This is a genomic window from Chryseobacterium sp. G0162, assembly GCF_003815715.1.
Classification (GTDB): Bacteria; Bacteroidota; Bacteroidia; order Flavobacteriales; family Weeksellaceae; genus Chryseobacterium.
The window spans coordinates 1,761,583-1,775,830 of the sequence record NZ_CP033922.1 but is presented as its reverse complement, the minus strand read 5'-3'; the positions used below and the strand labels follow the sequence as shown (position 1 = coordinate 1,775,830).

Genomic DNA, 14,248 nt, shown 5'->3' with positions numbered 1-14,248 from the left:
AGATATAAGGTGGTATTGGTAGATTTGATTTGAATATCAATATTTTATTTTATAGAATTTGGCTTTAAAACCAAGTTTCCTAAATTATAATATTGCATTGCTTCTTGATGCAAAGGATTTTGACTCCAGTCTTCCCAAGTGCACGTATATGGATTATAACCACATTTTAAAGGTTTTGAAATATCAAGACCCTCTTTATTCTTGTGGGTTCTTCCTGTGTAAGCACGGCAATCAGTGCAAACATACCGAAACTCACAATCTTTACAAATTTCTATTTTGTCTTTAGTGAGGTTCCAATACTTTTTGAAATTGTTTTGTATCAGAACCTCTTCAAGACTTGATTCATGGATATTTCCAAATTTTTCCGGCATTAAAGGGCAGTTCTTTATATTACCGTTGATATCAATTCCTATTTTTTTGTGTAAACAGGAATTGTGATTAATTGCTTCAAGAACTTTTGGAAGATTGGTATTGAAGTATTTTAGATCTATTTTTCCGCAAGCGGATATTTTGATGTTTTCATGGTTAAAGTTTATCGTAAATCTAAATACTTCTGTGGTCTTAAAAGGGATCTTTTTGCAATCGTAAAAAAAGAAATTATAAATTCTTGTGGTTGTTTGATTGAGTATTTGGAAAAACTCCTGATCTAAGGCATTATGAAATGGAGAATATATTTCTATACCTTCTAAAACAGAGCCTTTAAATTTATTGTCTATAGCCTGGCATTCTTCAAGAGAAAGTTTCTTAATACAATAAATTGTTAAATGTTTTACCCCTAAGTTGTTAATAGAGTTTTTTATCCTGTCAAGAATAATGATGTCATCAATTTCAATGAAAACATTTGAGACTTTGCTTACTTCCTGGAACTCATAGGACATGGGAAGGAAATTCCTATCCCAATCATCATTTGTTATAAAACCATATTCTTTTTCAAGCAGAAAGTCTATATATTCATGAATAATCTCTTTAGATTCAGCATCATAATTTTCTAAGATATTTTCAATAGAATCATTTTTCAGCTCCTCGATAATATCATATAATTCCAAAGGATAAAGATCCGAGATTTTCCTCTGAAGATCCGAGATCAAGATTCTTCCGGCTCCTTTGGTGATTAAAATATTACTGAATAGGTTAAAATATCTCATAATAATCTTGTAAGTGCTTTTATTGGCCTTTCCCTCATCAGATAATCTGTTTGATAGACTTCACACTCTATATAGTTTATGTTAATACTGGTTTTATCATTAGATTTTTTAGTGCCAAGCTTTTCAATAAATTTAAAGGTAAGAGGTAATTTATTTTTTTCTTCTTTAAATAATTTTTTCATAAATATTGTGCTATTTCTTTTTCTAATGAATAGTTGCAGATTTCTGATAGCCCAATGAACTGACCTGTAGGATTAACTTCCAAAAAGTAGAACGTGTTTCCACTTTTTATAAAGTCTATCGAGCCACAGCTTAAGTCCAGTGATTGCATAAGCAGATGCGTTTTTTCTTCAATGTCTTCAGGAAGTTGGTATTGTACTTTTCTATTCGGCTTTTTATAATTATATTTTCTAAAATCGGTTTTAGTCTGCTCATCATTTTGAGAAATAATAGCAGTAGACCACATTTTACCAGCCAGATAAAAGCTTCTTATTTCAAAGTCCTTTTCAATTTTTTCCTGAAAAAAGGTGATGAAGAATTCTTCTTTCTCTTTTTCCTGTATTACTGAAGTGTAAATGATGCCGTTGAAGTTTTTCTCGACAGAATCTAATATTACATTTTCTGTAATGGGTTTTGTAATTGTTTTATTGATAACAACTTCATCAGTATTTTCTGCTAGAAAATATTCTGGAACTTTTAACCCAATTTTCTTTGCCTGCTCCAGGACCAAGAGTTTATTAACATGATTGTTGCTCTGTTTATTAATGCTTTTTTTTGATTCCAAGGTTTTTATCACGTAATCTTCCAGCCAATGTTGGTGTTCATCCATATGGTGGTTGGCAGCATTATTATCATAGGATAGGCGTTTGAATTTTAAACCTCCTCTTCTGTACCATGTACTTGCAATTTCATCCAGAAAAAAATTGTTTCTGTTACTCACCAAATAAATTCTTTTTTTATCAGCCTTAATTTCAAAAAACTCATCTTCATGCACTCGAATAAACTTCTTTCCCATTGCCGAAAGATATTTGATAACTTTTGTGGTTGTGGAATCTCCGTTATTCGATATGATGAGTATCATCTTGTTTTAGTTTTTTAAAAAAATCTTTTCTTATTTTGGAACTGTGTTTCATGCTTGGAATTCCCAGACTTTTCCGGTTACGGTCAGTCAGTGCACTGTCTTTTACAGGAATCATATTAAAACCATATAGTGTAATTTTTTTATGAGCTCCTAAGTAGGTATCCTCCATCCTTGCATAGTCACGCGGGGAGAAGTCTCCTGATTTTACATATTCCAGTAATTTTTCCTTTATAAATGGATAATTTTTTTTGGACTCAACCATATGAGTAATAAAGGTTGGCATTGGAAACCATCCTATTTTTTGAGGTGTTGGAAATCCATGATTTTTAAAGGTCCATATAAGAAGATTTGCGTTTTTCTCTACATTTTTTCTGGTCAATGCTGTATCAAGGGGACGACCTGCCTGATCTCTTATCAGAGCAATCTTGAAAGAATCAACCAGTGTTTTATCTAGTCCTTGTTTCCATTCTGTTATTTTTTGTTCAACAGATGTATTGTCTATTCCATATTTATTAAAAAGAGGCAGATACTTTTTATATTCGTCTCCATTAGGGGCAATCAGAGAAATTAATTGATAAAGACTTTTTTTTCCACCAAAGTCTTCATGATACTGATCAGCAAGAGTGATATAAGTTGCATATTCTTCAATACGGTCCTGATTTTTAGGATCATATTCTTTGAAAATTTGCCTGTATTCATTTACAGCTAATTTAGGATTGTTGGCCAGTCTATATATGCTGTCAATCTCGTTCACCTTATTATAATAAGTTATATAGTTCTTTTTACAAGATGTAAGGAATAATAAAATGATAAGAGAGAGAAATGGTAAAATTTTCATAAATAATTCAATTTAATAATATGGATAAAAAGGAGGGATATTCACCCTCCCTTTTTCTTTTTCATATGTTTAGCAAACTTCTAGTCTACCGATATAAGCACCTCCATTAGATGTATAATGGTCAGCTTCATAGCATCCTGGTGTCGTAACTGCAGCACTAGATTCGATAGCATAAGACTTTAAACTACCATTAACTGATTTTAAATCGTCTCTTTTCAATTTTTTGTTTTCCAAAGAAGAAAAACCTTTCTTCATTCCTGTTAACTTTTTCATTGTTAAAATTTTTTTTTAAATTAATATTTGCTTGCCATATATCCCAGGCTTGGGAAGGTGCTGATCAGCTTGTATATTCATATTTTGTACTGTACACATACAAAAAATAAATTTTGTGTTTTTACCTGGAGCAAACTTACACAAGAACAAATCGTAAAAAAAGTCTTAAGGTTGTAGATTTATAAATCTACATATATGAATTTATAAAAATAGAATATTAAATCACTTGTATATCAGTTGATTATTGTTGTTTTGGGGATCGTTTAAGCTATCAATTTCTTTAATGTACATAGAAAGAGTAGTGCCTGTTTTTTTCTTAAAAGCTAAAGAAAATGCCTGTTCATTATTGTACCCCAACTCTTCAGCAATGACAGATAATTTGTAGGAACGGAATTTTTTATCTTTTACTAACCTGTCTAAAGCAAAATCAATACGGAGATCATTAAGATATGCTGCAAAGTTTTTTCCTTTATAGGTATTAATAATTTCTGATAAATAAGTGGTATTGGTTTTTATATTTTTGGCTAGGCTGGCTAATGTAATACCCTTTTTTAAGAAAAGATCTTTAGATTCAAATATTCTCAATTCTTGTAATATAAATTGAGTGACTTCTTCGGAAATAATCTTAGGGGCTTTATCATTTTGTTCACTTTGCTCTGGAGCCTCAATATGAGCTATTTTAAAGGTACTAACTTCATTTTTTTCATCTTCATTTCTCTCTTCAATATTTCTCTTTTCAACCAAATTGATTAAATCCTGAGCAATTTTTCTTTGCTCTTTTTCTGTTTTCTTAGATTTATAATATAAATATATAATGAATAAAAGGATTAATAAAAGTACCCCCACAGAAATATAGAGTACTCTTTTTCTAGTCTTTAACTCTCCAATGATATCTTCTTTTTCTTGCAAAAGATTGGGGGTATCATACTTTCTTGGTATTTCTGTTGAAAGATATTTGAATTGCTCATCAAGCTTTTGATCTACTTTTAGAAAGCGTTCAATATAGTAAAGTTGTTGCTCTTTGTTGTTTTTCTCTTTATAGTAATCAATAAGAAAAGTATAGACATCCCTCAGTTCAGGAAATGTATATCCACTTTTTGCAATGATGGAATCCAGTTTAGTATAATTTTCTACGGCTTTCTCATTGTTTTTTAACCCCTCATAAGATTTACCAATATTTAAAAGGGAGTAGTTCATATTCTGATCTTGGATACCAGAAAAATATTGATAAGCTTTTAAAAAATTTTTGACTGCAACATCATATTTTTTTAATTTTAAATTATATGCTCCTACATAATAAATATATTGATGATTAACGTATTTGTTTTGGGAAGTCAATGGTGCTTTTAACCCTTCATTGATCAGAATATTAGCAGAATCCAATTTATTAAGTTCAACATAACAATAGATAAGGCTTATGCGCATTTGATTATGCTGAGATTCATCTGTGATACCATCTCCGTTATATAAATAGTATCTGAATGTTTTGGCAGCATCGGCATTTTTACCCATATAGCTATTTAAATAAGCAATATTCATATTAGCATAGGCAATCTGTTTCTTGTCTTTTTGGGCTTTTGAGTATTGTAATCCTAAAATATAATTGTCTAAAGCATATTTTAAATTATCATACTTATAATAAAGATTTCCCTTCATCAAATAAGTCTGAGAGGGATATATAGTTCCTTTTAAGTCTTTGGTAATGATGGCTGCGCTATCCAGATACTTTAGAGCGTTTGAAAAATTTTCATTGAAATGAATAAGAACATATCCATCTGCTGTCTGAAGAGTATTTTGCTCCTTTTTAGCCTTTTGGAGGTAATATTTCGCTATGGTTTTAGCCTGATCGGTCTTTATATTTTCAAAATAATTATAAAATTTATTTTTCAATTCTTTATAGCTATATGTTTCTAAGCTATCATTTATTTTATTTTGTGAATAAAGTAAATTACTTAAAAGAATAAATAAAAAAAGGGCTTTAAATCTCATCATATTATATAAATACAGTACAAATTTACATTTTTTAATCCAAAAAAAAATTAATAATAAGTAAAGTGGATTTTAGTTTAACTGGTTGCTTTACAGTGGTTTTTTGTGTTTTTATTATACTTCGAATTTATAAATCTATAGTATAAGTTTTAATGTAATTTAAAAAATATTACTTTCTTTGTAAGGTAAAACTACAACATAAACAAACATGAAAAAGAGGGTAAAAGAAGAAAAAAGGCTATCTTTAAACAAGATGCAAATGATGAAAGCAAGTCAAATGAAAACCATTCGCGGAGCTTTCGGTATTACACTTGGTTTTAATGGAAATGGAAGTGATGATCCACCTCCAACACCTTTTCAAACAGCCAGCGGTAAATAATTTTTAAGAATAATGAAAATAAGAATATTTGTTATTATCTGTTTGTTATCTGTTTGCATTCATGCTCAAAAAACAAATCTAGCTCCATCAAAACCTGCTACTGACAGATATTTTGAAACTAGCATTGTTGATGAATACAGAAATTTAGAAAATATAGAAGATGTCCAAACTCTTAATTGGATGAAGTCACAGACTGCATACACCAATTCTGTTCTTGATCGGATTCCGAAAAAGAATTATTATTTAGAGAAAAGGCTAGAGATTGATAAGAGACAAGGCAGTTCTGTATCTAACTTAAAAATATCAGGTAATAATAAATATTTTTATTTAAAGAAGAAGGGAGATGAGAAAGTACAGAAATTGTATTATCGCAATGGATTTACAGGGAAAGAAGAATTACTTTACGATCCTGCTCATTACAAAAGCACCGAACCTAACCACAATTTTGTTATCAATAGTATAAGTCCTAGTTGGGATGGTAATAAAATTGCTTTTTCCATGTCTGAAAAAGGAAATGAATTGGCAGATATACTTATCATGGATGTCAAAACAAAATATATTCATCCTGAAATTATTACAAATGGCGCTCCTGCTACTTTTAGTGGAATAAAATGGATAGATGATAACAGTGGCTTTTTCTATGTTGCATTTTCGGTAACAGATCCTAAATCTAAAAATTTTTATAGAAATACACGAACTGTTTTATATAAAATAGGTACAGCCCCCAACACCATTCGTGAGGTTTTTTCTGCCAAAAATAATCCTAATCTCAACATCACTGAGGATCAGTATCCTATGATTTTAAATTTTGATTTAGATCAGGATTATTATATAGGAATGGTAGTAGATTATCAAACCTACAGAAAAACCTACATCATTAAGAAAAAAGATTTACTAGATGGTAAGAATAATTGGAAAGCTCTTTCTGATCCAAGTGATAAAGCAAAAAGCCTAGAAGTACGAAAAGATCAGATTATATTTCAATCAAGCTATAATTCTCCATTTGTTAAGCTTTGTAAAACCAATATTAAAAACCCTGACTTCAAGAATGCAGAGGTTTTGATACCTGAAAAGAAGGATGAAATCATTAAAAGTTATGAGGTCACTAAGGATGGTATTTATTATACGACTACGAAAAACGGAGTAGAATCTAAATTGTATTTATATAAAAACGGAATAGATACTCCTATTCAACTTCCTTATCCATCAGGGGATATTGGGTTAGAAGTTAAAGATGAAAAATCTTCAGATATATGGGTGACATGTTCAGGTTGGGCCAATGATGAACAGCGTTTTAGCTATGATTTAAAAACGAATACTTTCAAACCGGAAAATATTGCTCCGGTTGCAGAATATCCTGAATTTAAAAATATTGTAGTTAAAGAAATTACTATAAAAGCAAGAGATGGCGAAGAAGTTCCGGTGTCTTTAATTTATAATAATGACATTGTGAAAAATGGAAAAAATCCATTATTAATTGATTCTTACGGGTCTTATGGATTATCCAGTACTCCTTTTTTTGCCAAAACTTACTTATTGTGGGTAAATGAAGGAGGAATAGTAGCCATTGCCCATGTAAGAGGAGGTGGTGAAAAGGGTGACCAATGGAGGCTAGCAGGCTTTAAAGCTACAAAGCCTAATACGTGGCGAGACCTAATTGACTGTACAGAATATTTAATCAATGAAAAATATACTTCCAAAGAAAAGGTCGCTATCTGGGGAGCAAGTGCAGGAGGGATTACCGTGGGGCGAGCTATGACCGAAAGGCCAGATCTTTTTAAGGCTGTTATTGCAGAAGTGGGAGCGTTGAATATGCTTAGAGATGAAGCCGCTGTCAATAGCCAGCCCAAAGAATTTGGATCTGTAAAAGATCCGGAAGAGTTCAAAGGAGTGTTGGAAATGGATGCTTATCAAAATATAAAAAAAGGGATACAATATCCTGCTACCTTTATCACTGGAGGAATGAATGATCAGAGAGTAACCCCATGGATGCCTACAAAATTTGCGGCTAAATTAATAGCTGATAACGCTTCTGATAATCCTATATTATTGAAAATAGACTTTGAAGGAGGACATTCCGGTAATGTTCCTATAGCACAGAGATATGCCAATATAGGAGATATGTTTGAATTTGCACTATGGCAACTAGGACATCCTGACTACCAGCCTAAAGAAGAAATAAAAAAATAAATGTCTCGTTTTCCTTATCAATTTTTCGAAGAATATATTGTACGTACTCCTTTATTTTCATGTAAAAGATTTCTTGAAGCAGTAAATAAAGATAAAATTTCTGATGGAGAATTAAAAAATGAATTTGCCGATCAATCGGTTTTTCTGGAAGCAATTTATTTAGCTTCACCTGATTTGTATGAGGAAATTACAAGATGGCTTCACTCAGAAAAAGACCTTTTACCAAAAGAACACCAAAAACTAAAACATACTTTATTAAAATACTATAGCCGAATGAGTACCCGTTGTACCCCATTCGGCTTATTTTCTGGAGTTGGGCTGGGTGAGTTTAGTGAAGACTATGAAAACTCAGAATTGCATAATGATCATGTAATTCGGGATACAAAATTGGATATGTATTTTCTGGTATCTCTGGCTCAATATCTCGTTAAAAAACTGGAGATAAGAGATAAGCTGTTGTTTTATCCTAATAATACGATTGATAGAGTAGGAAAAAAAATACGATATATAGAGTATCAATATTCAGGAGGTAAAAGAGATTATATTATCTCATCGGCTCCGCTTTCTGAAGAATTGCAAGAATTATTACAATTTTCAAAACAGGGAAAGACCATACAGGAACTTTCAGAAATCCTGATTTCGGAAGAAATAACCCAAGAAGATGCCTCAGTGTTTATAGAAGAACTGATTGATAATCAGGTTTTAACAAGTGAGATTGAACCTAATGTTTCAGGAATGGATTTTTTAGACATTATCATTTCTGTTTTAGAAAGACTCAAGGCAAATGAAGCCAATATTTTGATTTCTATAAAAGATAGACTTAATAAGTTAGATCAAAATATAGGAAATGAGGTTTCAGACTATGTTGAGATTGAAGAACTCATTGCATCTTTTGGAATAGAATATGAACGGAAATATCTATTTCAAACCGACTTATATTATAGAAATCAATTGTCTTTATCATCGTATTGGAAAAAAGATATTAAAAGAGCATTTAGTTTTTTGAATAAAATAACCCTAGCTCAAGAAGATAATCGTTTAGAAAAATTCAAGAAAGCTTTTCATGACCGATTTGAAACAGAGGAAATATCATTGCAATATGTTCTAGATTCTGAGATAGGTATTGGTTATAAACAAAATACATCAATAAGAGGAGTTCATCCGTATTTAGATGACCTAGGACTTCCAATCTCTGAAAGAAATAAAAAGATAAGTATTGAGCTGAATCTGATTCAAAAGATCCTTAATGAGAAGTTACAGGATGCTTTATTAGAAAACCAATACAGGATAGAATTATCGGATGATGATTTTGAAGGCTTAGAAGAAAATTGGCAAGATTTACCTGATACAATCTCTTTTTTGACAGAAATTATATCAGAGGATAATAAAGAAAAATTATTCTTAAATGGGAGTACAGGAAGTAGTGCCGCCAATTTATTAGGAAGATTTTGTTCTGAAAAATCTGAAATACATAAACTTACCAAGGCTATTGCCGATAAAGAAGAAGCTTTGAATCCTGAATACATTTTGGCAGAGGTAATTCACTTACCTGAAGCAAGAATAGGTAATGTGGTGAGAAGGCCTACAATAAGGAATTATGAAATTCCCTACATGGCACAATCTGTTTTGCCGGAAGAAAACCAAATAACACTAGATGATCTTTATATTTCATTGCGAGGCAATAGATTTGTTTTACGATCCAAAAGGCTTAATAAAGAAATAAGACCGTATTTGACAAATGCTCATAATTATTTTCAAAATACACTACCCGTTTATCATTTCCTTTCTGATCTGTATTCTCAGGAAATAAGAAAGGGATTGTATTTTGATTGGGGAGGATTGAATGATATCTACAGATTTCTACCAAGAGTAGAATATAAAAATATCATTCTTGTAAAAGCTCGTTGGAAGATCTCGGATAAAGAGATTATCTTTTTAGATGAGTTTATTTTAGATCAAGCTAACTTTTTATCCGAACTAAAAAACTGGAGGACCAAAAGGAAAGTTCCTACATGGATACAATGGGCAGAGTCAGATAATACTTTAGCTCTAAACCTTGACAATTACGATATGGCCATGCTTTTTATCCAGACCGTTAAAAAGAAAAAAACAATCATGATAGAAGAGTTTTTATATAATGAAAATGAAAACTTTAAACATGAATTTGTTTTTGCAATGTATAAATTAAAATAAATATTGATGATAAGAAAGTTTATTCCCGGAAGTGAGTGGCTATATGTCAAAATTTATACAGGAGTGAAAACAGCAGATGTTATTTTGGATGAGGCTCTAGTCCCTTTATTACAGAAGCTGCAAGAGGAAGACCTGATAAAGAAATGGTTTTTTATTCGTTATTATGATCCACGGGTCCATCTTCGACTTCGTTTTGAACTTTCAGACCTTAATAATTTTAGTAGGGTGGTTTCGTTAATAAATAACTCCCTGCAGGAATATAGAGATTCTGGAGAAGTATCGGAATGTATCATAGATGTTTACCGGAGAGAAATTGAGCGGTATGGAGGAGCTACAATGGAAGAAGCTGAACTTTTATTTTACAAGAGTAGTGAGAGCGTGCTTTATGAATATCTCCATTTTGATGATGAAGAAAAAATTATGGTATGCCTTTATTATATTGATAAGGTATTAGAATATCTAGGGTTGTCCATGGAAGAAAAACTAAATTGGATCCACGAATTTAATTTTGCTTTTAAACAGGAATTCAATGCAGATAAAAAGCTAAATACTCAGCTTGATAAAAAATATAGAATATTTATTACTAAATATCAGGAGTTTATTGAATTGGAGGATTATATTTCTTTTAGATCTGCTATTCTCAATAATATTCATGAATCTAAGGAAGCCCTGCAACATATAAAACATCATTCAAACTCTCTTCAGCGCTTTTTTTCTAGTGTATTTCATATGCATATCAATCGGATGTTTGTTTCAAATCAACGACTGTTTGAAATGATTGTTTATGATTATTTATTCAGATATTATAAGAGCCTGGCTTTTAGAAGTAACAGAACGATATAATATGGGGAATATTTAATCCATATCCCACTATAATTTTTGGCTCAAAGAAATTCCCATTTCTATTAAAAATAGATGGGGAATTTAATGAAAGAGTAGGAGAGTAATAGTGGAGATATTTTGAATTTTCGAAAGGATAACTCTAATTTTTTACTCATTCAAAATCCAGAATAAATGGAATATTTTATGTTTAAATAAATATTTGGTTTTGTAAATTTTTCGCAGTTTAACTATAATTTGTTTATTATTTTAATAGTATATGTAAGGTGTGATTGTAATTCATGTTAACTACTGTCGAACTCAAAAAAACTTAAAAAATCATAAAGTTTTCATAAAGTTTCAAAAAAGAAAAGAAATGTTTTTGTATTTATAAAATATGTCGTACTTTTACATCGCCTTGAATGAGGGAACAAGTCAAGGTAATAAATTTTTTTTCATCATTTGTGTTTTTAGAATCGTATCGCCTGATACGATTCTTTTTTTATGCCTATTTTTCATAGTTTAGAAGGAGATCAATAAAGTAAGAATAGGTGACTGAACCTTCCTGTTGGTTGCTCTTCAGAAACAGATTATTCGTGAATCCAAAGAAGTTATCCAACCAACCCTGATGCCTGAATGCGAAACTTTTCTCATAAGCCCGGTCTCTTTTCATTCCGGGAGAGTAATTTTGGATAACAGATTTTACAAATTCCGGGTCTTTGTCAACTATAAAACGTAAAAGACTTTTCAAGGTAAAATATTCAGTACTGTATCTTAGCTCAGAATTACTGGAATGAACTCCTATCAGATAACCAATAAAATTAGCCTCTTGTTCTCTCGCGAAACCAAGTTGATGAGAACTTTCATGGGCTGTTGTAAAAGGGATGAAAGTATGGGGTAGTTCAGCGTTATATTGTGCTTCTGCGGTAAAAGGATTGTAATATCCTAATATCCCTGTAAAGTTCATTACATTTTTAAATAAACTAGGTTTAATAGAAAGAATCTGAGGTGACTTTTTATCCGAAATATATTTTGGAAGCTGAGTTTGCTGGAATAAAATTTCCTGTTGTACTGCCCTAAGATTGGTGACAATGAAGATCCCATTATGGTCCTCATGTATGGATGCACGGGTAAGTTTACATTTTTCCAGATAATGTAAGGCCAGTTTTTTTGCTTTATTTAGGTCAGGAGTGTCCTGACGGGAAAGTTTCTTAATGATTGGAGTCTGGAAATAAAGCATTCCCCAGAATATCTGATAAGTAAAGTAAAGGATGTTTCCAATGATAAGGATTCTTAACAGGGAAGTATGCCTATTTTTCTTTTTAAATAAAGCAATAAGGCTATATAAAAGAACAATTCCCAATACGATATAGATAATATCTCCCACTGAAAAAGAAAGCCCACTGAAGATCATCTGATGAAGTCTTTTCTGGAATTCGAAGAATTTTTCAAAAAAAGAAATCATGAATAAAGATTTTGAGAAACCATAAAACAAAAGAAATTGGGCAAGTAATACACCTGCCCAAAATCTTTTCTTCTTATATATATGTAGTCTATTTTTAGTGTGCACCTTCGGATTCTAAAACGTCAACGTTAATTCCCTGTCTAAATAAAGATTTTTTAGCCAGATAAGCAAATAAAGTAATGTAAACAAAACATAATACAGGAATTACATAAGAGCTGTGAATTCCGATAATGTCAGAAAGCTTACCCTGAAGCGGTGGAATAATACCTCCTCCAAGGATCATCATTACAAGGAATGCAGACCCCTGAGCGGTATATTTTCCTAAACCAGTAATGGCCAGTGTAAAAATAGATGGCCACATAATGCTGCAGGCAAGACCTCCGGAAAGGAATGCATAGATCGCCACATTTCCTGTAGTTAATAATCCTGTAATCATAGCAGCAGTTCCAAATAATCCAAAAATAATTAGCGTTAATGCCGGTTTATTTTTACTGATTAGGAATAATATAACCTGGATAGCTACACAAACTGCATAAAAATACAGATGTGACATGTCTTTTTGAGCAATCGTATTGATTCCGATAATCACAGAAAAAGCAATAAAAGGAACAATGATGGTAGCAATGGTCTGTTGTTGTTTATTCAGGTTAAAAACCGCTATAGCACCGGTCCATCGTCCGATCATTAAACTTCCCCAATACATGGAAATGTAAGGAGCAAGATCAGAAGACTGATGTCCCCCAAATTCAGGCATGCTTAAAAGTTCTCCAAGATTACTTCCTATGGCAACTTCCACTCCTACATAAGCAAGAATAGCGATCATCCCCAATACAAGCTGTGGATATTTCATCGCACCCCAGCCTTCAGCATTTTTCTTAGCACTGGAATTAGCAAATACAAGAGAAACAATGACAACAAGTAACGCACCTCCCAGGTACATCATCCTTTTTTTCTCCAATGGATGCTTGATGGTTTCCAGTTCTGTTTTCTTATCTGAAATATGTTGCTTGAGTTCTGTGATTTTTACGGTATCAGTTTCTTTTTCAAGAGTTTTGTCTAATACAGTAATTTCATTGCCCAAAATTTCAATATTTTTAGCTTCATCAGAATTGTAGCTGCTGAATACCGGAATAAAGAAAAGAATAACAAGAATTGTCATGGCAATCAATGTTTTTCTTGCTTTTCCAGCTTTTTCCATAGGTTCGGTAGAAATTCCGTCAGGAAGCTTCTTTGAAAAGTAAAAGATTCCTGCAGCAATCAGGAAAAGAGCTCCCACTGCTGTATAAAGAAGGATTACTTTGTCAAGAGCAAGATGTTTGATCTGGTCGTCATCTACTGTTGCTGTAGTTCCAAAAAGTGCCAGTCCAACGATAATAGGTCCGATGGATGTTCCAAAAGAATTGATTCCACCTGCAAGGTTTTGTCTACTGGCTCCTGTTTTAGGATCTCCCAACAATACGGCAAAAGGGTTTGCAGCAGTCTGTTGAATAGAGAATCCTAATGCAACTACAAAGAGTCCGATGAGCATACCATAATATACATTGCTTTTAACAGCAATAATCATAATAGCAGCACCAAGGGCTGAGAGGAGAAGTCCGTAGACAATACTCTTCTTATATCCCCATTTTCCGATAATGTCAATTCCTTTTATGGTACTGAATATAAAAAGCAATAAAGCTCCCAGGAAATAAGCAGTATAAAAAGCAAAATCTATTAATTGGGACTGAAATTGGTCGAGAGAAAAATAGTTTTTACAGAATGGGATGAAAATACTATTGCCGGCAGCAATAAAACCCCAGAAAAAAAATACAAGTACAAGTGTGTACAGTGCCGGGTAATTAGTCGGCTGGTTGGTTTTTGACATATTTTATTGAAA

Annotated in this window: 12 protein-coding genes; 4 read left to right on the top strand and 8 right to left on the bottom strand. The window is 32.0% G+C overall.

Annotated elements, in window-relative coordinates; genetic code table 11:
• Window positions 1–44: 44 nt before the first annotated feature.
• From gwsS to EG344_RS08145, 6 genes are all read right to left on the bottom strand, one after another.
• Entirely contained in the window at window positions 45–1,145 is a 1,101-nt protein-coding gene (gene gwsS / locus EG344_RS08170; protein ID WP_123909034.1) for a grasp-with-spasm system SPASM domain peptide maturase, read from the bottom strand.
• The gene (locus EG344_RS08165; protein ID WP_123858957.1) at window positions 1,142–1,327 is read right to left on the bottom strand and encodes a hypothetical protein; all 186 of its coding nucleotides are present in this window, start codon (window positions 1,325–1,327) and stop codon (window positions 1,142–1,144) included. Before EG344_RS08165 ends, gwsS begins: the two co-directional genes overlap by 4 nt.
• Window positions 1,324–2,226 carry a grasp-with-spasm system ATP-grasp peptide maturase gene (gwsG, locus tag EG344_RS08160; protein ID WP_123909033.1) on the bottom strand — a complete coding sequence of 301 codons (903 nt, stop codon included), beginning with the start codon at window positions 2,224–2,226 and terminating at the stop codon, window positions 1,324–1,326. Before gwsG ends, EG344_RS08165 begins: the two co-directional genes overlap by 4 nt.
• Window positions 2,204–3,064 (bottom strand): hypothetical protein, encoded by an 861-nt coding sequence (locus EG344_RS08155; RefSeq protein ID WP_123909032.1) that lies wholly within the window; start codon window positions 3,062–3,064, stop codon window positions 2,204–2,206. Before EG344_RS08155 ends, gwsG begins: the two co-directional genes overlap by 23 nt.
• Window positions 3,065–3,133: 69 nt before the next feature.
• Window positions 3,134–3,337, bottom strand: coding sequence for a TIGR04139 family peptide modification target (locus EG344_RS08150; protein ID WP_123909031.1), 204 nt, complete (start codon window positions 3,335–3,337; stop codon window positions 3,134–3,136).
• A 222-nt stretch (window positions 3,338–3,559) separates the two neighbouring features.
• Window positions 3,560–4,993, bottom strand: coding sequence for a helix-turn-helix domain-containing protein (locus EG344_RS08145; RefSeq protein WP_164464406.1), 1,434 nt, complete (start codon window positions 4,991–4,993; stop codon window positions 3,560–3,562).
• 541 nt (window positions 4,994–5,534) lie between these two features.
• Here EG344_RS08145 and EG344_RS23855 point away from each other — a divergent pair.
• The 4 genes from EG344_RS23855 (at window position 5,535) to EG344_RS08130 (ending at window position 10,931) form a co-directional block, all read left to right on the top strand.
• Window positions 5,535–5,705 carry a hypothetical protein gene (locus EG344_RS23855; protein ID WP_164464405.1) on the top strand — a complete coding sequence of 57 codons (171 nt, stop codon included), beginning with the start codon at window positions 5,535–5,537 and terminating at the stop codon, window positions 5,703–5,705.
• Between the two features lie 12 nt (window positions 5,706–5,717).
• Window positions 5,718–7,895, top strand: coding sequence for a prolyl oligopeptidase family serine peptidase (locus EG344_RS08140; RefSeq protein WP_123909029.1), 2,178 nt, complete (start codon window positions 5,718–5,720; stop codon window positions 7,893–7,895).
• Window positions 7,896–10,088 carry a lantibiotic dehydratase family protein gene (locus tag EG344_RS08135; protein ID WP_123909028.1) on the top strand — a complete coding sequence of 731 codons (2,193 nt, stop codon included), beginning with the start codon at window positions 7,896–7,898 and terminating at the stop codon, window positions 10,086–10,088.
• A gap of 63 nt (window positions 10,089–10,151) precedes the next feature.
• Entirely contained in the window at window positions 10,152–10,931 is a 780-nt protein-coding gene (locus EG344_RS08130) for a thiopeptide-type bacteriocin biosynthesis protein (protein WP_262698051.1), read from the top strand.
• Window positions 10,932–11,415: 484 nt separating this feature from the next.
• Here EG344_RS08130 and EG344_RS08125 read toward each other — a convergent pair whose 3' ends face one another.
• Window positions 11,416–12,372: a DUF3810 domain-containing protein gene (locus EG344_RS08125; protein ID WP_228412886.1), complete on the bottom strand. Its 957-nt coding sequence runs from the start codon at window positions 12,370–12,372 to the stop codon at window positions 11,416–11,418.
• A gap of 94 nt (window positions 12,373–12,466) precedes the next feature.
• Window positions 12,467–14,236, bottom strand: coding sequence for an MFS transporter (locus tag EG344_RS08120; protein WP_123909025.1), 1,770 nt, complete (start codon window positions 14,234–14,236; stop codon window positions 12,467–12,469).
• Window positions 14,237–14,248 lie beyond the last annotated feature (12 nt).